This window comes from Flavobacterium sp. N3904, from assembly GCF_025947305.1.
GTDB lineage: Bacteria > Bacteroidota > Bacteroidia > Flavobacteriales > Flavobacteriaceae > Flavobacterium.
Genome location: NZ_CP110009.1, coordinates 1213957 through 1233999, shown reverse-complemented (window position 1 = coordinate 1233999; position 20043 = coordinate 1213957). Strand labels below are relative to the sequence as shown.

General features: G+C 35.0%; 12 protein-coding genes. 9 read left to right on the top strand and 3 right to left on the bottom strand.

The genetic code is table 11. The features are described from left to right. Positions 1-49: 49 nt before the first annotated feature. Positions 50-2710 (top strand): MGH1-like glycoside hydrolase domain-containing protein, encoded by a 2661-nt coding sequence (locus OLM57_RS04970; protein ID WP_264566133.1) that lies wholly within the window; start codon positions 50-52, stop codon positions 2708-2710. Between the two features lie 188 nt (positions 2711-2898). Continuing rightward, on the top strand, positions 2899-4113 hold the full coding sequence (locus tag OLM57_RS04965) for a DUF418 domain-containing protein (protein ID WP_264566132.1): 1215 nt from the start codon (positions 2899-2901) through the stop codon (positions 4111-4113). A gap of 298 nt (positions 4114-4411) precedes the next feature. On the opposite strand, the gene OLM57_RS04960 is transcribed toward OLM57_RS04965, so the two are convergent. Next, on the bottom strand, positions 4412-6286 hold the full coding sequence (locus tag OLM57_RS04960) for a M1 family metallopeptidase (RefSeq protein WP_264566131.1): 1875 nt from the start codon (positions 6284-6286) through the stop codon (positions 4412-4414). Positions 6287-6349: 63 nt separating this feature from the next. Continuing rightward, a complete protein-coding gene (locus OLM57_RS04955) occupies positions 6350-7945 on the bottom strand; it encodes a S8 family peptidase (RefSeq protein WP_264566130.1) in 1596 nt (531 codons plus the stop codon). 212 nt (positions 7946-8157) lie between these two features. Between OLM57_RS04955 and OLM57_RS04950 the strand changes: the two genes are divergently transcribed. Next, entirely contained in the window at positions 8158-12789 is a 4632-nt protein-coding gene (locus OLM57_RS04950; protein ID WP_264566129.1) for a T9SS type A sorting domain-containing protein, read from the top strand. Positions 12790-12916: 127 nt separating this feature from the next. Further along, the gene (locus OLM57_RS04945) at positions 12917-14224 is read left to right on the top strand and encodes an NCS2 family permease (RefSeq protein WP_264566128.1); all 1308 of its coding nucleotides are present in this window, start codon (positions 12917-12919) and stop codon (positions 14222-14224) included. Positions 14225-14294: 70 nt separating this feature from the next. On the opposite strand, the gene OLM57_RS04940 is transcribed toward OLM57_RS04945, so the two are convergent. Continuing rightward, the gene (locus tag OLM57_RS04940; RefSeq protein WP_264566127.1) at positions 14295-15152 is read right to left on the bottom strand and encodes an MBL fold metallo-hydrolase; all 858 of its coding nucleotides are present in this window, start codon (positions 15150-15152) and stop codon (positions 14295-14297) included. A 265-nt stretch (positions 15153-15417) separates the two neighbouring features. Between OLM57_RS04940 and OLM57_RS04935 the strand changes: the two genes are divergently transcribed. From OLM57_RS04935 to sufD, 5 genes are all read left to right on the top strand, one after another. Next, positions 15418-15747 (top strand): HesB/IscA family protein, encoded by a 330-nt coding sequence (locus tag OLM57_RS04935; protein WP_264566126.1) that lies wholly within the window; start codon positions 15418-15420, stop codon positions 15745-15747. An 83-nt stretch (positions 15748-15830) separates the two neighbouring features. Then, positions 15831-17279 carry a Fe-S cluster assembly protein SufB gene (sufB, locus tag OLM57_RS04930; protein ID WP_264566125.1) on the top strand — a complete coding sequence of 483 codons (1449 nt, stop codon included), beginning with the start codon at positions 15831-15833 and terminating at the stop codon, positions 17277-17279. Between the two features lie 82 nt (positions 17280-17361). After that, positions 17362-17751 (top strand): four helix bundle protein, encoded by a 390-nt coding sequence (locus OLM57_RS04925; RefSeq protein WP_264566124.1) that lies wholly within the window; start codon positions 17362-17364, stop codon positions 17749-17751. A gap of 40 nt (positions 17752-17791) precedes the next feature. Continuing rightward, positions 17792-18544, top strand: coding sequence for a Fe-S cluster assembly ATPase SufC (gene sufC, locus OLM57_RS04920; RefSeq protein WP_264566123.1), 753 nt, complete (start codon positions 17792-17794; stop codon positions 18542-18544). 83 nt (positions 18545-18627) lie between these two features. Next, positions 18628-19944: a Fe-S cluster assembly protein SufD gene (sufD, locus tag OLM57_RS04915; protein WP_264566122.1), complete on the top strand. Its 1317-nt coding sequence runs from the start codon at positions 18628-18630 to the stop codon at positions 19942-19944. Positions 19945-20043 lie beyond the last annotated feature (99 nt).

Genomic DNA, 20043 nt, shown 5'->3' with positions numbered 1-20043 from the left:
TTAAGCTCGTTTTATATAAATTGCGAAATAGAATCAAAACAGAAAGGGTATGCCAGAAAGAGATGTAGAAACTAACGCAGAAAAAGCGCGGCTAAAACTAAGAATAGACAATAAGGGCTGGAAAAAATGGGGTCCCTATCTAACAGAAAGACAGTGGGGAACCGTCCGTGAAGATTATTCTCAAAGCGGATATGCATGGGGTAGTGTAACCCATGATATGGCGCGTTCCAAAGCCTATAGATGGGGAGAAGAGGGTATTGGCGGAATATCAGACAACAAACAACATATCTGTTTTGCTTTTGCCTTTTGGAATCACAACGACCACATTCTAAAAGAGCGTTTTTTTGGGTTAACACCCGCAGAATCCAATCACGGGGAAGATGTTAAAGAAATTTATTTTTACCAGGATTCCACACCAACGCATTCCTACCAAAAGATGCTTTATAAGTATCCCCAAACCGCTTTTCCGTATGAAAAGCTAATCAAGGAAAGTAAAAAAAGAACGCGACTAGAACCTGAATACGAATTACTCGATACTGGAATTTTTGATCAGGATGCCTATTTTGATATTTCCATGGAATATGCCAAAGAAGATGAGCAAGATATATTGATCAAAGTAACAGTAGAGAATCGTTCAAAAATCGCAGCTCCCATTACCGTATTACCTACACTTTGGTTCAGAAATACGTGGAGTTGGGGGTATGAAAGTTACAAACACAAACCGACATTAACGGCAACGGGAAGCTCCACAATCGAAATTGACCATCGTTTGGTTGGCCACTTTAAATTGTATGCAGAACATGCAGATGAACTTTTATTCTGCGAAAATGAGACCAATTTTGAAAAACTTTATAAATCTCCTAATCCTACTCTTTTTACCAAAGACGGAATTAATGATTATGTAGTAAACAAAAAAAAGGGAACTATAAATCCCGAAGAGACAGGCACTAAAGCTGCTGTAAAATTTGAAGACATTATTCCGGCATTTGGTAAAAAAGTCTATCGTTTGCGTTTTACGAATACCACACCGGATGATGCTTTTGAAGATTTTGATGCTATTTTTGAAAAACGTCTAGCTGAAGCTGATGAATTTTATGACACAATTCAAAAAGGGATTACAGACGAAAAATTAAAATCGATACAGCGTCAGGCCTATGCAGGAATGCTTTGGACCAAACAATGGTATTATTATAATGTTTACGAATGGTTAAAAGGCGACCCTTCTACACCAAGGCCTGATGCCAATAGAAAAGAAGGTAGAAATAGTTCTTGGAAACACATGTATACCGCCAACATTCTGTCAATGCCCGACAAATGGGAATACCCTTGGTTTGCGGCATGGGATTTGGCTTTTCATACTTTGCCTTTGGCCAGATTGGATCCTGATTTTGCCAAAAGGCAATTAACCGTTATCTTAAGGGAATATTACATGCATCCCAATGGGCAAATTCCTGCTTATGAATGGTCATTCTCAGATGTCAATCCTCCTGTTCATGCCTGGGCAACCTGGAAAGTTTATGAAATTGATAAAGAAGCCAATGGCGGTGTTGGAGACACAGTTTTTCTGGAACGTATTTTTCATAAACTGCTTTTAAATTTTACTTGGTGGGTCAATCTGAAAGATGAAAATGGTAATAACATATTCGGGGGTGGATTCCTCGGAATGGATAATATTGGGGTATTCGACCGCTCTGCCGATTTACCAACTGGAGGGCATTTAGAACAAGCAGACGGTACCGGATGGATGGCCATGTACAGCTTAAATATGTTGCGAATTGCCTGTGAAATCTCATTGAAAAATCCCGTATATCAAGAAATGGCCTCCAAGTTTTTTGAACATTTTCTTCATATTGCGGGCGCGATGCAATCTATGGGTGACAATAAACTTAACCTTTGGGACGAGGACGATCAGTTTTACTACGATATGCTTCATAAACCAAATGGCAATGCTGAATTGTTAAAAATCCGTTCGATGGTGGGATTAATTCCGTTGTTTGCTGTCGAAGTTTTAAATGCCGAATTATTGGAAAAACTTCCTGCTTTTAAACGCCGTGTAGAATGGGTATTAAAAAATCGTCCAGACTTAGCCAGTTTAGTTTCCAGTTGGTACCATCCCGGAAAAGGAGAAACCCGTTTGCTTTCAATCCTTAGGGGACATCGAATGAAAATGATCATGAAACGCATGTTTGACGAAAAAGAGTTTTTGTCGGATTTTGGTGTTCGATCATTGTCCAAATACCACAAAGATCATCCGTACAAATTTACTCACGATGGCGGAACCGTACAAGTTGATTACACCCCGGCCGAAGCCACTGGTGATATGTTTGGAGGAAACTCGAATTGGAGAGGACCAATTTGGTTCCCGATGAATTATTTGATTTTGGATTCTTTAGAAAAATTTGACTCCTATTATGGAAAAGATTTCAAAGTAGAGTTTCCTACCAATTCCGGAAAAATGATGAGCATCAATCATGCCGCCGAAGGTGTTGCCAAAAGACTCTTAGCGCTGTTTATTCCGGATGCCAATAAAAAAATTCCAATGTATGGCGAATACAAGAAATTTCAGGAGGATACTCTTTTTAACAAAAATCACTTGTATTTTGAGTATTTTGATGGCGATACTGGCAAAGGGCTTGGCGCCAATCATCAAACAGGATGGACGGGACTTATCGCTGAAATTATTAGGCATTTGCACACCAAAGAAGAATAATATTTCATATGAAAAAATCGATGTTTGCATAAAGAGATTTATTTTTAAAATAGAATTGCCAACAAGAATTTAAAAAATCTTGTTGGTTTTTTTTTATAATTTTACCCATAAGAAAAATAAATATCGGTTCAGCTTATCTTACATTTACCTCTTGTTTAAAAAATAATATCCTAACCTAACTTTAAAATATGACCCATTCCTATCAACCGATTGAAGATAATAAAAGAACTGCAATTGTTGATATTCTAAGAGGCTGGGCGTTGCTGGGCGTTGTAATAGGCAATTATGTTGATTATAAATATATTGGTTCCGCAGTTGGTCCCAATACCAAAAATGCTTTTTCGCAAGTTCTGAGCGACATTCATGAATATTTTTTTGCAGCAAAATCCTGGACATTATTGAGTATATTGTTTGGTTATGGATTTGCGATCTTAATTCAGAATGTGGCGAGTAAAGGCAAGAATCCTGTTGGCTTTTTTGCATGGCGTATGTTGATTCTTTTTGCATTATCCTTTATCAATTCGGCGATTTGGTTGGGAGATATTTTAAAGGACTATGCTTTTCTCGGACTTGTTTTATTATTGTTTTATAAAAGTTCTGCCAAAACAATTCTTCGCTTAAGTCTTTTTTTATTCCTGACGATTCCTTTTGTCTGGGGCTTTGTCAACACGTTAATATATGTGGTGCCAGACGTGTATACTGAACCTAAATACCTGCTGTTGTACCATTCCAGTAACTGGTTCGATGTATTTAAATTTAATTTACTGGGAACCTATTACGGTCAAATTCTAAGCTTTACTTACGCAATATCTGTTCACATTCTGATGTTTGCGTGCATGCTGTTGGGTTTTTATGCTCAAAAAACAGACTTTTTTAATCGTTTGCCGGAATTAAAGAAAACCTTAAAAAAAATATTTTCTTTCAGTTTGGTTCTTGGTCTTGTGTTGTTTTTTATTTTTAAGATAGTGATGTTCAACGACCTTGTTTTTCCAACTTATTTTAAGCCGGGTTCGTGGTTAATAATGTGCACCATGCTTTTTATTGCCTCGGGAATTTGTCTGCTTTATTGCAACAATAAACTAAAAACCATATTTGATTATTTTAGACTTTCGGGCAAAATGACCTTGACCAATTATATTGTACAAAATACAATTGCTTTTCTTGTTTTCTCCGGAGTTGGGTTAAAATTATACGATACCTTACCTTATTGGTTTTATTTTGTATTGGCCGTTTCGGTATTTATTATTCAATTGTTTGTTAGCAAATGGTGGCTTTCCAAATTCAATTATGGTCCGGTTGAGTGGTTGTGGAGAGTATTGAGTTACAGAAAATTATTTCCGTTTCAGAAAATCCCATCCGAAACTGTCTCAAAAGAATCAGAGGCTGTGGTTGTTGAGCTTTAAGACTTTTTTAAAACGTTTAAAAGTTATTGAGAAAACTTCCTATTATCTGAAGTGAAATCTCATTGATAACTCTAAATTTCTAAGTTTATTCTAATGCAGATGTTTCGGGTGAGGGATAGACGCTGGCTACCGAAGTAGCGCAAATAGCCCGACCCTGTTGAAGTAAAGGGGCTTTATAATCGATGCTATAAGTAAGCCCCTTTGCTCAATGGGGGCACCTCCTGATAAATTTTTACAAAAAAGGCTCTTCTAAAACGTTGTGTTTTAAAAGAGCCTTTCAATTAAGTTTAATGAAGTACTACTTCAATTCATAAACATTATTACTTTGTTTCACATCTGCCATTAAACCACTTGGATCAATTGTTATTTTTTTGATTGTAGTCTTAGGTTTTGAGATGTTAAATTCGAAAGTAGGATACGTCCAAGCCCAATCGTTGAGAACGGTTCTCGTAATGGCAGGCGTTGGGTTTTCTTTTTCGAAACTCATCATGCGCAACGGGATATAAAAACTCTCTTTTGTGCCATCGGTATATTCTACCAATAGATCGATAGGCATTGGCATTCTGCCTATTCGTTCTAAAGTTACGGTTGTTTTGTCGGTGTTTTCTTTGACGTCTTTTATTCCGTAATCGATTGTATTTAACGTTTCTGTCCAATCGACCAAATACCAATCGAGGTTGGCTCCCGAAACACGTTCGGCCGTTCTTTTGATATCATTGGGCGTTGGATGTTTGAATTTGAAATCCTGATAATATTTTTTCACCGTTTTATCCAAATTATCCTGGCCAATTACATAACCCAATTGCGACAAGAAAAGACAGCCTTTTACATAAGAGGAAATACTATAAGGACGGTTTTCATCATAACGATCTCCGTGCGTTGATTGTGGCTGCTCTTTGCCTGATTCTACTAATTTATAATAAGCTGCATAATCTCCTTTGAATGGATTTTCTTCTTTCTGAACCGCCAATTCATTCATTGCCAGATTTTCGATATAGGTTGTAAATCCTTCATCCATCCAGGGATGTTTGGATTCGTTTGATGCTAAAACATGTTGAAACCAAGAATGTCCCAACTCATGTGTCGCGGTTCCTAAAATACCTTCAAGTTTGCCGTTTCCTAGCATCAAAGTACACATGGCATATTCCATTCCGCCATCACCAGCTTGTATAAACGAATATTGTTTATACGGATAATCACCAACAGTTTTGTTGTAAAAAGCCATAACCTCAACCATCAAAGGTTCCAGTTTTTTCCAGTTTTCGACAACGGCTGGTGTGTTTTTGTATATAAAATGCAAATCGACATTGTTTGGTCCTTTGACTACATCATGGGCATAATTTTTATCGGCAGCCCAAGTAAAATCATGTACCATTGGTGCGTTAAAATGCCAAGTCAAAGTCTTTGTTTTCTTGGGATAAACTACTGCAACGCCTGCGTCCTGGTAGCCATGCCCTATTTCGTTTGGGTTTTGCAAATAGCCCGATCCTCCCAAAACATAGTCTTTGTCAATTGTAATAGCAACATCAAAATTGCCCCAAACTCCATGAAATTCTCTAGCAATATAAGGATCGGCATGCCAACCTTCTGGATCAAACTCAGCTATTTTTGGGTACCATTGTGCCATAGATAATTCTACTCCTTCTACATTATTGCGTCCTGAACGACGAATTTGCACCGGAACCTGACCGTCAAAGTCAAGTGTAAAGGTGGTTTTTGAATTTGGTAAAATCGGTTTTGTCAAAGTCACTTCGAGTATTGTACCCACTTCTTTGGCAACAGCAGTAACACCATCTTGTTTGAAATTAGAAATTTTCAAATATCCAATTTCGTCCGGTTTAAGATTTTTGATTCGGCTTTCTTTTACGTCTTTGCCATCTACTTTTATTTTGGTTACCATACGCCCATCAGGATCTTTAATGGTTTGGAGTCTGGCATCCATTTCGCTTCCAGGTTGAAAGGCATTGTTGAATAAATGATAATATACTTTCTTCAACGTATCTGACGAATTATTAGTGTAAACCAGTTCTTGTTTTCCTTTGTACTGATAGTTTTTGACGTCCATAGTAACATCCATTTTGTAATCTGCCTGTTGTTGCCAGTAGCATGTTTTTTGGGCAAAAAGAGTACCAAAACTTAAAGTGAAGGAAATTAATAAAAAGTATTTGCGCATGGTTTTTAAATAAAAAATGGAAGAGCGGGGGAAGCTCTTCCATTGGATTAATACTAGTAGGATTTATTTCTTGGATATTTTTTCTGCCATAAGTAATGCATTGTAAGCATTGACCATTTTGGCTGATTTCGATGATTGAGCCGATAGAACCGCCACTGGTTCTTGATTCGGATTTGGATTTTCACCCAGAACTACCATCGCAGGAAGCGGTGTTCCCGAATCCATAATGATTTGTTTTACTTGTTTGGCTGATAATTTTGGATAATACGAACGGATTAATGCGGCAACTCCGGCAGCATTTGGTGATGCCATCGATGTTCCTTGTTCGTATTTGAATTTATTATTAGGAACTGTTGCATAAATTTCTGTTCCGGGAGCATAAACATCTACGTTGAATGTACCATAATTTGAAAACTCGGCAACTACACCTTCTCCGTAAACCGTGTTTAAAGCTCCAACAGTCAAAACATTGGCTGCAAATTCTTTTTTATTATCATCAGAATCATTAGGGAAATTAGCATTTGAATCCAAATCGATATTATTGCCATCATTACCTGCGGCATGAACAAATAATACGTCTTTCTTTTCGGCATATTTTATAGCGTCATAAACCCATTGTTTATGTGGCGAATAACTTTTTCCAAAACTTCCGTTGATTACTTTGGCACCATTATCAACAGCATAACGAATCGCCAATGCAATATCTTTGTCATACTCGTCACCATCTGGCACAGCTCTTATGGCCATGATCTCGACATTATTTGCAATTCCGTCACCGCCAATATTGTTGCCTCTTACCTGAGCAATTATTCCGGCAACATGTGTTCCATGAAGCGCTTCTTCTTTGTCTGGACCATAAACGGTATTGTTCCCGTATTTGGTATTTTTGATGTCTTCCGGATTGTCGCCAACCACTTTTCGACCATCAAATTCTTTGTTTAGATTATAATTGATTTGGCCATCTACATAGTCTTTGTATTCTTTTAATTGTATTCTGAAATCAGGGCCGGCATTGGTTAAGACGCGTGTCATTACCATTTTGTTTTTGGTCAAATCTGGGTCTGTGGTTACAATCCCATTCAAATCTTCTACGGTATACACTTCTTTATTCAAATTTACTTGAATCGACTTGTCGGCAGCCATCAAGAAGTCTACTTGCTGTTTGTCTTTGAGAGCTTTACTGTATTTGTCCTCGTAAGCGGCCAGAGCGCTTTTGTAAGTGGCTGATCCGTCATCGACTTTTTTTATAATACGGGTCATTTCGAGCGTTTCTTTTCCTGAATTTCCAAGAAAGTTCCAACCGTGAATATCATCGATATAACCGTTTTTGTCGTCGTCGATGCCGTTTCCAGCAATCTCTTTTTTGTTGGTCCAAATCACGGCTTTTAAATCTTCGTGGTCTATATCTACTCCAGAATCTACGATTCCGACAATTACTTTAACGCTTTTTTTACCTTTAAGTAATTCGGCATAGGCTTTATCGACACTCATTCCCGGAATACTGTCTTTGGCCAGATCCAGATGTGACCAACGCTGCAATTCGGTTTCGCTTAGTTTGCCTTTTTTGGCAGTATAATTAGTTGATGTTTGGGCATTGGCCGAAAGGCATAAAGACAAAGCCACAAGTAATGTTAATGAAGTTAAGTTTGTTCTTTTCATGTGTAAAGGTTTTCCAGTTTGCTAATCAACTTCAAAAATAGTCGAAGTAAATTACATATTATGCAATCGTTAACGGTTTTTTAGGATAATATGCGTTTGTATAAGAATTTTGTTAGAAAAAACAAAATGCGTAGGATATTCTGAGAAAAAATTGTAAGAAAGTTAATTAAATTTCGTACTCTTGCGATGCCTTATAACAAAAGCCATAACCGATGAAAACAAAATTACTTATTTTGCTATTTTTAGCATCATTTTATACTTATGCACAAACCAATTTGGTTCCCAATGGTGGATTTGAAAATTGGACAAATAGCACCACATTATCCAACTGGACGATAGAAAACAGTATCACCCAAAACACTTCCTCTTACACCGAAGGAAGTAATAGTGCAAAACTGTCTATAGCAAACAGCACCACTAAACCAAAAATAATAGCTCAAGTCCCTTTGACAGCTGGAACTACTTATACTGTGAAATTTAAGTACAAGTATCTAAACAGTAACTATAGCGGTGATCACCCCATAAGTTTAAACATTAGTCAAAACGGGAGTGCAACAACACTGTCGAGTAGCACTTTTGCAACAGATAACAACTGGTCCGTAAAAGAGACCACTTTTACTCCAGACCAAAATTTGTCGTATGACTTGAGTATTTCCTTATATTCTTTTGATGCTGCAGCATTTAATGTATTGATTGATGATGTGCAAGTGTACATTCAAGGAACAGAACAATATACGCTTATTCCCGATGTGAATTTTGAGAACAAATTGATTGCATTGGGGATTGACTCTAGTGTAGCAGATGGAAAAGTGTTGACCAACAATGTTAACAAATTGACTTCATTGGATGTTTCTTCAAGTTCTATAGCTGACTTAACGGGGATTCAGGATTTTGTGGCTTTGACTTATTTGAACTGTTCTTCTAATCAATTAAGCAGTTTGGATGTTTCTAAAAATACAGATTTGAATAACTTATCTTGTTATTCCAATAAATTAACCAGCTTGGATATTTATAAAAATCTGAATTTAAAATGGTTATGGTGTGTATTCAATCAATTAACTAATTTGGATGTTTCTAAAAATTTGTTTTTGCAGTCTTTATTTTGTTACGGCAACGAATTAACCGCTTTGGATATTTCTAAAAATCTTGCATTGCAAAATTTATGGTGTCAGTCCAATCAATTAACCGCTTTGGATATTTCTAAAAATACAGCTTTAACATCTTTGAATTGTTCGATTAATCAATTAACCTCTCTAGATGTTTCTAAAAATTTAGGATTAAACGAATTGGAATGTGAAGGAAATCAATTGATCACTTTAGATATTACTAAAAATGTTGCTTTGTCTAAATTGTATTGCTACTCAAATAATCTTACGAGTTTGAATCTAAAAAACGGGAAAAATACTTTGTTAACCAATACTAATATAAATCTATCATCTAACCCAAATCTAAAATGCATCCTTGTAGATGATGTTGTCTATTCTGACACTAACTGGTCAAACAAAAAAGATGCCGCAGCAAGTTTTAATACCGATTGTACACCTTATACAATGATTCCGGATAATAATTTTGAAGACAAATTGATTGCTCTAGGAATTGATATCGATGGCAAAAATGGAAAAGTAGTTACTCAAAGTATTGCTACTTTAACTTCTTTGAATATTTCGCATAGTTCTATTGCTGACTTGACAGGAATTCAAGATTTTGTGGCATTAACATCTTTAAATTGTGCAACTAATAAATTAATCTCTCTTGATGTTACCAAAAATGTAGCTTTGACTTCCTTGATTTGTAACTCGAATCAATTAACCACTTTAAATGTCACAAAAAATGTGGCTTTGATAAATTTTTATTGTCACAATAATAAAATAACAGACTTAGATATCTCTCAAAACATTAATTTAAAAGGGTTGATGTGTCATTTTAATGAACTTACAACAATTGATATTTCTAAAAATACTAAATTAGAATTATTAGATTGTTTAAATAATAAAATTACAAGTCTTGACGTTTCAAAAAACCCTTTGATAACAGAGTTAGCTTGTGAAAATAATCAGCTAATTTACTTGAATCTGAAAAATGGTGCGAATACAATTCTAGATTTAACGTATTCTAACTTTGTTAACAACCCTAATCTTAAGTGTATTCAAGTTGATGATATTGTTTATTCTGATGCCAATTGGACAAGCAAAAAAGATATTAGTGCAACTTTTAATCTCGATTGTACGATTTACACCCTAATTCCAGACGCTAAATTTGAAGATAAATTAATCGCTCTAGGAATTGATAAAGACGGTAAAAATGGAAAAGTAGCAACAGAGAGTATAGCCTCTTTGACTTCATTAGATATTTCTTCAAGTTCAATTGCTGACTTAACAGGGATTCAGGATTTCAAAGCAATGACTTATTTGACTTGTAACGACAATGCATTAACAACCTTGGATGTTTCCAAAAATGTGACATTAAATTATTTTGAATGTAGCAATAATCAATTAACGACATTGGATGTTTCTAAAAATGTGGCGTTGACTATTTTTTCTTGTAGGTTTAACAAACTTTTGAGTTTAAATTTAAAAAACGGAAAAAACACTTTGTTAACCAATGCAAATATCTATTTAAACAATAACCCAAATCTAAAATGTATTCTGGTAGATGATATCAATTATGCAGATACAAACTGGTCGAGTAAAAAAGATACTACAGCAACTTTTAATACAGATTGTACTCCTTACACTTTAATTCCAGATTCAAATTTTGAAGACAAATTAATTGCATTAGGAATTGATATCGATGGAAAAAATGGAAAAGTGAAAACAGAAAGTGTAGCCTCTCTTACCTCTCTTGAAGTATACAGTAGCAATATTGCCAGTTTAACTGGTATTGAAGATTTTGTTTCTTTGAATTATTTGGATTGTAGTGATAATGCATTAACTGTTTTGAATGTTACAAAAAATGCAGCTTTAACCGATTTGTATTGTAATGCTAATAAATTAACAAGTATTGATGTTTCCAAAAATTTAGTTTTGAATAAATTAAACGCATCAGAAAATGTACTTACTTCTCTTGATGTATCAAAGAATACTAGTTTAACCGAAATTAATTGCTACACTAACAACTTGACTTCTTTGAATCTGAAAAACGGTAATAACGTTAATATGAAACGAATGTATTTTGCAAATTTGGCCCAAAATCCAAATCTTATATGTATTCAAGTAGACAACGCTACTTTTTGTAATAGCAATTGGGAAGCCAAAGATGCCACAGCAGGGTATTCTTCAGATTGTATCGCTTTATCAAATACTTATACTACTATTCCAGACGCAAAATTTGAGGAAAAACTAATCGCACTAGGTATTGACAAAGATGGTAAAAACGGTAAAGTTCTTTCTGCGAGTATATACAATGTAGGTACTTTGGATGTCTCCAATAGTGGAATAACAGACTTAACAGGAATACATGATTTTAGAATGATAACTTCGCTGACCTGTGGCAATAATGCTCTTACCGCTTTGGATGTTTCAAAAAACCAAAGTTTAGACAAATTATACTGCAGTGTCAATAAAATAGCAAATTTAGACCTTACACAGAATACAGCTTTAACTGTTTTGAGCTCTAGTTTTAATCTATTGACAACACTGGATGTATCAGTAAACAAATCTCTGAAACAGTTAGAATGTTCTAATAACAGTTTAACTTATTTGAATATTCAAAATGGAAATAATACCAACATGCAAAGCATGATGTTCGGAAATTTTACAGAAAATCCAAAATTAACCTGTATACTTGTTGATGATGCAGCCTATTCAATGGCTAATTGGGATATGGCAATAGATAAAATTACAACATATAGTTCAACACCTTGTATCACATATACATTGATTCCAGATTCTTATTTTGAGGAAAAATTAATCGCCTTAGAAATTGATAAAGATGGTAAAAATGGAAAAATACAGACTGCCAGTATTAACCAAGTTATATTTTTAGATGTTGCTGATAGCAATATTTCAGATTTAACAGGACTACAAGATTTTACAGCATTAATATACTTTTTTTGTGATCGTAACAATATCACAACTATTGATTTAAGCAAAAATCTAATGCTTGAAAATATAGGGGTTTTAGATAATAATTTAACAAGTATTGATATAAGTAAAAATACTAAAATACATACTCTTGAACTTTCAAAGAATCAAATTACTTCAGTAGATTTATCTCAAAATATAAATCTTAAGAGATTAGGCTTTGAGAATAACAAAATAACAGAAATAGATCTTACAAATAATAAGGAATTATGGTTTGTAAGTGGTTATGGAAATCTGTTAACTAACTTAGATTTATCTCAAAATAAAAAAATAGAGGTTATAAATGTAGATAATAATCAGCTTACGGCAATAAATGTTCAAAACGGTAATAACAAAAACTTTGTACTACCTCCTGTAACTAGTAAAACAACTGCAACTAACCTATACTGCAGTTTTATAAACAACAGTAAACTTGAATGTATAAAAGTAGACGATGAAGCTTATTCAAATGCACATTGGGCGAATATAAAAGACGCTACAGCAACCTATTCGTCAACTTGTTCTGCATTAGGAATTGAAGATTCTGTTTTTGACAAAATCGCTATATATCCTATTCCTACAAAAAAGGAATTGCATATTGACAATATTATGCTAGAAAAAGTAACCGTTTATGATGCTTTAGGGAAACTAGTAAAAACAACAACATTTACTTCAGGAGCGAATAATAACACATTACATTTGGAGGGATTCGCAAGTGGTCTTTATTATATTTATTTAGAAAGTGAAGGCGCCCATACTGCCAAAAAAATTATAGTAGAATAGTTTATATTCATTACAATCAATAACCCCCATTTTCATTCATTTGAAAATGGGGGTTTTGTTTTTTATCGTAAATTTGAGTACTTCAATAAAAAATTATATGATTCCTTGATAATAAATCGAAAACCAAATGGGTAAAATACAAGATTACTTTAAAATAAAAGAACGTGAAACTTCGGTAAAACAAGAAGCTCTTGGCGGTTTGGTTACCTTTTTGTCAATGGCTTATATCATTTTTGTAAACCCAAACATACTGTCGATGACGGGAATGCCAAAAGAAGCGCTTATTTCGGTTACTTGTATTGCAGCTATTTTTGGCACTTTATTAGTTGGAATTTGGGCAAAAGTTCCCTTTGCCATGGCACCTGGCATGGGACTAAACGCTATGTTTGCCTTTACCCTGGTTTTGGGACAAGGCGTTTCCTGGCAAGATGCATTGGGTGTTGTTTTTCTATCGGGAGTGTTTTTTACAATAATATCCTTTTTTGGAGTCCGACATAAAATCGTAGAGGCTATTCCTCCCTCTTTGCAAGTGGCTATGGGATGTGGTGTTGGTTTTTTTATTGCCTTTATCGGGTTCAAACAATTAGGTCTTATTGTTGCCCACCCTGACACTTTGGTCACATTGGGTAAATTTACCCCAGCTGTTGTAATTGGTTTGCTAACTCTATTAATAACCGTAATTTTAGAAATTTACAAAGTAAAAGGTGCTATCTTGATTGGAATAATAATAGGAACTTGTTTAGGGATCGGATTTGATCCTAGTGTTCATTTACCAACTCACCTATTTTCGCTACCTCCATCTATTACACCCATTTTTGGACAACTAAATATCTTGGGTGTTTTAAAACTAAGTTTTGCATCCGCAATTTTTTCATTTCTATTTGTAAGCTTATTTGATTCTATCGGAACTGCCATTGCTTGTTCTTATGAGGCAAATCTAGTTGGTAAAAACGGGAAAATGCCCCATCTCAAAAAAGTATTGGAAGCCGATGGTATTGCAACAATGTGTAGCGGTATTTTGGGAACAAGTAACACCGTAGTGTTTATCGAATCGGCCACAGGAATTGCCAATGGAGCCAAAACTGGATTAAGTTCTGTATTTGTGGCGTTATTTTTCTTTTTGGCATTGTTTTTTTCGCCTATAATTACAATTGTTCCTGCTTATGCGACAGCACCGGCTTTGGTCCTCGTTGGAATCTATATGTCCAAACATTTATCCAGAATCAATTTTACTGATTTACATATTGGTGTCCCCGCCTTTTTAACCATGATTATGATGCCGCTCACTTATAGCATCAGCAACGGAATAGCTTATGGATTTGCCTGCTATATTATCTTGGCTTTATTTACCAAAAACACCAAAGAAGTAACGCCAATGATGTGGGGTGTTGGGGTATTTTCAATAATAAGCATTGTAATTGCACAAATGAAATAACAAATGAAATCCCCATTTTCAAGTCTATGAAAATGGGGGGTTTTACTTTTAGAATTACTTTATTCCTCTTCTAGAAAACATCCGAACAACTAAATACCTCTTTCAATCTCACTCCTCTGTCGGTATGCTGCACTGTAATGATTTCGTTATGCGCATCGTGTTCCAAAAACAAATAGCAATTATTATCGGCAGCCGCGTTGAGGAATTTTGATTTTTCGGGCATCGTCAATAACGGTCTCGTATCATATCCCATTACATATGGCAAAGGCAAGTGTCCGGCTGTGGCCAATAAATCGGCGCAAAAAACAATGGTTTTATCTTGGTATTGAATATGCGGAATCATTTGCTTTTCGGTATGACCGTCGGCATAAAAAATTCCAAATCCCAACTCTTGTGAAATGGCAAAATCTCCATCGGGTTTCGAGATAAAATGCAGCTGGCCACTTTCCTGCATTGGTAAAATATTCTCGGACAAAAAAGAGGCTTTCTCTCTCATATTCGGTTTGGTAGCCCATTCCCAATGATTTTCGTTACTCCAGAACTTAGCGTTTTTGAAAGCGGGTTCGTAACCGGTTTTGTCTTTGTTCCATTGTACACTTCCTCCACAATGGTCAAAATGCAAATGCGTCATAAAAACATCGGTAATATTATCGCGATGAAAACCATATTGAGCTAACGATTTATCCATAGAATGCGTTCCCCAAAGCGAGTAATACCCAAAAAACTTGTCGGATTGTTTGCTTCCCATTCCTGTATCAATCAAAATTAATCGGTTTCCATCTTCAATCAACAAGCATCTGGCGGCAATATCGATTAAATTATTTTCATCGGCAGGATTGGTTTTATTCCAAATGGTTTTGGGCACCACACCAAACATTGCACCGCCATCGAGTTTAAAATTACCTGTTTCTATAGGATATAATTTCATTAGTATATTTTAAAGTTTTAAAAAATACTGCAATTTAGCAAAATCCTATGGCTTAATTCTAGGCTTATATAACAAAATTCTATTTTGTCATTAGTTATATAAATGTTATCAGTTATGGGAAAAAGCATTTTATATAGTATCTTTGCGGTTAATTTAGACGAAATAAAGATAAGGAGTAAAGATGCTGTTGAAAATTGGATTCTTTTTCTAAAAAATCCTTTCTTAGCTGATTAACCCTAAAATATAAAAACATAAACACTAACACATGATACAAGTTTCTGATACTGCCAAAAAGAAAATCATCGATTTGATGAAAGATGATGGTTTTGATGCTGCTGTAGACTACGTGAGAGTAGGCGTAAAAAGCGGTGGTTGCTCTGGTTTGTCTTATGATTTAAAATTTGACAAAAACAAAGGTGATGACGATAAAATATTCATTGACAACGACATCACTATTGCTGTCGAAAAAAAATCATTCTTATATTTAGCGGGAACCATACTAGAGTTTTCTGGAGGATTAAACGGAAAAGGTTTCGTTTTTAATAATCCAAATGCGAGTAGAACCTGCGGTTGTGGGGAAAGTTTTTCTCTATAAAGAATGAAATAAAAAAGATTTAAACCATAAAGAAATTAAGTTAATTAAACCTTATTTTCTTAATGGTTTTAAAAAATAAAACTATGTCAAAATACACCGAAGACGATTTAAAAATCGAATTAGAGACCAAAGAATATGAGTACGGATTCTATACTGAATTGGATTCGGAGACGTTTCCTATTGGTCTAAATGAAGATATTGTTCGTGCTATATCCAAGAAGAAAGACGAACCACAATGGATGACCGATTGGCGTATCGAGGCTTTTCGCGCTTGGGAAGAAATGATAGAACCAGAATGGGCAAACGTTAAATATCAAAAACCGGATTTTCAAGCCATATCCTATTACTCTGCTCCAAAAAAAGCAGATCCAAACAAAACCCTTGATGATGTAGATCCTGAACTTTTGGAAATGTACAAAAAGTTAGGGATCTCTGTTGATGAGCAAAAAATGATGAATAATGTTGCGATGGATATCGTGGTTGACTCGGTTTCGGTAGCAACTACATTCAAAAAGACATTAGCCGAAAAAGGAATTATCTTCATGAGTATTTCCGAAGCTATTCGTGAATATCCAGACTTAGTTCGTAAATACTTGGGGACTGTTGTTCCTCAAAAAGATAATTTTTATGCCGCTTTGAATTCTGCTGTTTTCTCAGACGGATCTTTCTGTTATATTCCAAAAGGGGTTCGTTGCCCTATGGAACTTTCGACTTATTTTAGAATCAATCAAGCTGGGACCGGACAATTTGAAAGAACATTATTAGTGGCTGACGAAGGCAGTTACGTTTCTTACTTAGAAGGATGTACTGCTCCTACTCGTGATGAAAATCAATTGCATGCCGCAGTTGTAGAATTGATCGCTTTGGACGATGCCGAAATAAAATATTCTACCGTTCAAAACTGGTATCCTGGAAATAAAGAAGGTAAAGGCGGAGTTTTCAATTTTGTGACCAAAAGAGGATTCTGTGAGAAAAACGCAAAAATCTCCTGGACACAAGTAGAAACCGGATCTGCAATCACATGGAAGTATCCTTCCGTAATTTTAAAAGGAGACAACTCAGTAGGAGAATTTTATTCGATTGCGGTTACCAATAATTACCAACAAGCCGATACTGGGACCAAGATGATTCATTTGGGTAAAAACACCAAATCAACCATTATTTCTAAAGGTATTTCTGCAGGAAAATCACAAAACAGTTATAGAGGTTTGGTTCAAATTGGGGCAAGAGCAGAAAATGCACGAAACTTTTCGCAATGTGATTCACTTTTGATGGGTAATCATTGCGGAGCACATACTTTTCCGTATATCGAAAGTAAAAATCCAACAGCCAAAGTAGAGCACGAAGCAACAACCAGTAAAATCGGTGAAGACCAAGTTTTCTATTGCAACCAACGTGGAATTCCAACCGAAAAAGCAATTGCGCTTATTGTAAACGGTTTCAGTAAAGATGTGTTGAATAAATTACCAATGGAGTTTGCTGTTGAAGCACAGAAATTATTGGAAATTTCATTGGAAGGTTCTGTAGGATAATTATATTTGTTTAAAGTTTAAGGTTTAAAGTTGAGTCACTTAACTTTAAAAACCTTAAACAAAATAACTTTAAACAAAATATATGGCTACAATAAAAAGATTTGAAGATTTAGAAATTTGGCAAGATGCTAGAAAATTATCGAAAGAAGTAATTGTAATTTCCAAGGAAACAAATTTAAAAACAGACTTTCGGCTAAAAGATCAAATTAAAGCTTCTTCGGGTTCTATTATGGATAATATAGCCGAAGGATTTGAAAGAAATGGAAATTTAGAATTTCGACAATTTTTATCGATAGCAAAAGGATCTGCTGGAGAATCAAGATCTCAACTTTACAGAGTTTTTGATAATGATTATATCAATCAAGAAAAATTAGAAAGCTTAATTTTTGAATATGAAAAGTTGAGTGGAAAAATAAATAATTTTATATCATATTTAAACAAAAAAGATTTTAAAGGTACAAAGTTTCAGTAACCATGAGAACTTTAAACTTTAAACTTTAAACAAAAAAAACATGCTTAGTATAAAAAATTTACACGCCTCTATAGGTGACAAAGAAATATTAAAAGGGATAAACCTTGAAGTAAAAGCGGGAGAAGTTCATGCCATAATGGGGCCAAATGGTGCTGGTAAAAGTACACTTTCGGCTATCATTGCCGGAAACGAAAATTACGAAGTAACCGATGGTGAAGTAATTTTGGACGGAGAAGATCTTGCTGAATTAGCTCCAGAAGAAAGAGCACACAAAGGTGTTTTCCTTTCGTTCCAATATCCAGTCGAAATACCGGGAGTTTCGGTAACCAACTTTATGAGATCCGCAATCAACGAAACTCGTAAAGCTAAAGGTCTAGAAGAAATGCCAGCAAATGAAATGTTGAAATTGATTCGTGAAAAATCTGAGTTATTAGAAATCGACAGAAAGTTTCTTTCCCGTTCCCTTAATGAAGGGTTTTCTGGAGGAGAGAAAAAACGTAACGAAATTTTCCAAATGGCGATGCTTGAACCAAAACTAGCTATCCTTGACGAAACCGATTCTGGTCTTGACATTGATGCATTGAGAATTGTTGCAAATGGGGTAAACAAATTGAAAAGCGATAAAAATGCTGTCATCGTAATTACGCACTATCAAAGATTATTGGATTATATCGTTCCGGATTTTGTGCACGTGCTTTACAATGGAAAAATTGTAAAATCTGGTGGAGCAGAATTAGCGCATGAACTGGAAGAAAAAGGATACGATTGGATTAAACAAGAACAAGAAGCTTAAAAATTTGTTTAAAGTCTAAAGTTTAAAGTTGACTCGAGCTAACTTTAAACTTTTAAACCTTAAACTTTAAACAATTAAAGAATATGGAATTAAAAGAAAAATTACTATCGTCTTTTATGGCTTTTGAAGAGCGCATCGATGTTCATTCCGAACTTCACGATGTGAGAACAGCTGCTATAAAAAACTTCGAAAATAAAGGATTTCCATCCAAAAAAGAAGAAAGCTGGAAATACACTTCGCTAAATGCAATTTTAAAAAATGACTTTAGCGTTTTTCCAAAAACAGAAAATGCAATCCAATATAGCGATGTAAAAAAATACTTTTTACACGAAATAGACACCTATAAAGTAGTTTTTGTAGACGGTGTTTTTAGTTCGCATTTGTCTTCAACTACTCACGACGGAATTGATGTTTGCTTAATGTCATCGGCATTAAACAAACCAAAATACAAAATGGTTATTGACAATTACTTCAATAAAGTGGCTAGTAAAGAGGAGAGTTTGACATCCTTGAATACGGCTTTCGCCAATGAAGGAGCTTATATCAATATCCCGAAAAGCAAAGTGGCCGACAAACCTATTGAGATTATGTATTTCTCTACAGGAAGCGAAACGGCTCTTTTGGTTCAACCTAGAAACTTGGTTATTGTTGGTGAAAACTCACATGTACAAATCATAGAACGCCATCAAAGTTTGAACGAAAATCCAGTATTAACCAATTCGGTTACCGAGATTTTTGCTCAAAAAAGAGCGATTGTGGATTATTACAAAATTCAAAATGACAACCTAGAAGCCAATTTAATTGACAATACGTATGTTTCCCAAAAACAAGAAAGTCACGTTTCAGTGCATACTTTCTCTTTTGGCGGAAACCTAACTAGAAACAATTTGAATTTCTACCACTTCGGAGAACGTTTGACGAGCACCTTAAACGGCATTACAATTATTGGAGGCAATCAACATGTTGATCATTATACTTTGGTAAACCACGCAACGCCAAACTGTGAAAGCTTTCAAGATTATAAAGGCATTTTTACCGACCGTTCCACTGGAGTTTTCAACGGAAAAGTATATGTAGAAAGAGAAGCCCAAAAAACAAACGCTTTCCAAAAAAGCAATAATATACTTTTGAGCGACAAAGCAACCATTAACGCCAAACCTCAACTGGAAATTTTTGCCGACGACGTAAAATGCTCTCACGGTTGTACCATCGGGCAATTGGATGAAACCGCTATGTTCTACATGCAACAACGTGGAATCCCGAAAAAAGAAGCCAAAGCATTATTGATGTACGCTTTCTCGAATGCCGTTATCGAAAACATCAAAATACCTGAATTGAAACAACGAATTACCACTATTATCGCTAACAAATTGGGTGTTAAAATCGGATTTGATTTGTAATACAATATTAATATAATTGAAACCCGATAGGCATAAAATCTATCGGGTTTTTTTATTGATTTTTTTCAAATAAGCCAAATATTAATGAGAAGAACCCAA

Bases quoted from the DNA above. Each gene is read 5' to 3' on its own strand.
- OLM57_RS04970 (WP_264566133.1), top strand. From the start codon at position 50: ATGCCAGAAAGAGATGTAGAAACTAACGCAGAAAAAGCGCGGCTAAAA.
- OLM57_RS04965 (WP_264566132.1), top strand. From the start codon at position 2,899: ATGACCCATTCCTATCAACCGATTGAAGATAATAAAAGAACTGCAATT.
- OLM57_RS04960 (WP_264566131.1), bottom strand. From the start codon at position 6,286: ATGCGCAAATACTTTTTATTAATTTCCTTCACTTTAAGTTTTGGTACT.
- OLM57_RS04955 (WP_264566130.1), bottom strand. From the start codon at position 7,945: ATGAAAAGAACAAACTTAACTTCATTAACATTACTTGTGGCTTTGTCT.
- OLM57_RS04950 (WP_264566129.1), top strand. From the start codon at position 8,158: ATGAAAACAAAATTACTTATTTTGCTATTTTTAGCATCATTTTATACT.
- OLM57_RS04945 (WP_264566128.1), top strand. From the start codon at position 12,917: ATGGGTAAAATACAAGATTACTTTAAAATAAAAGAACGTGAAACTTCG.
- OLM57_RS04940 (WP_264566127.1), bottom strand. From the start codon at position 15,152: ATGAAATTATATCCTATAGAAACAGGTAATTTTAAACTCGATGGCGGT.
- OLM57_RS04935 (WP_264566126.1), top strand. From the start codon at position 15,418: ATGATACAAGTTTCTGATACTGCCAAAAAGAAAATCATCGATTTGATG.
- sufB (WP_264566125.1), top strand. From the start codon at position 15,831: ATGTCAAAATACACCGAAGACGATTTAAAAATCGAATTAGAGACCAAA.
- OLM57_RS04925 (WP_264566124.1), top strand. From the start codon at position 17,362: ATGGCTACAATAAAAAGATTTGAAGATTTAGAAATTTGGCAAGATGCT.
- sufC (WP_264566123.1), top strand. From the start codon at position 17,792: ATGCTTAGTATAAAAAATTTACACGCCTCTATAGGTGACAAAGAAATA.
- sufD (WP_264566122.1), top strand. From the start codon at position 18,628: ATGGAATTAAAAGAAAAATTACTATCGTCTTTTATGGCTTTTGAAGAG.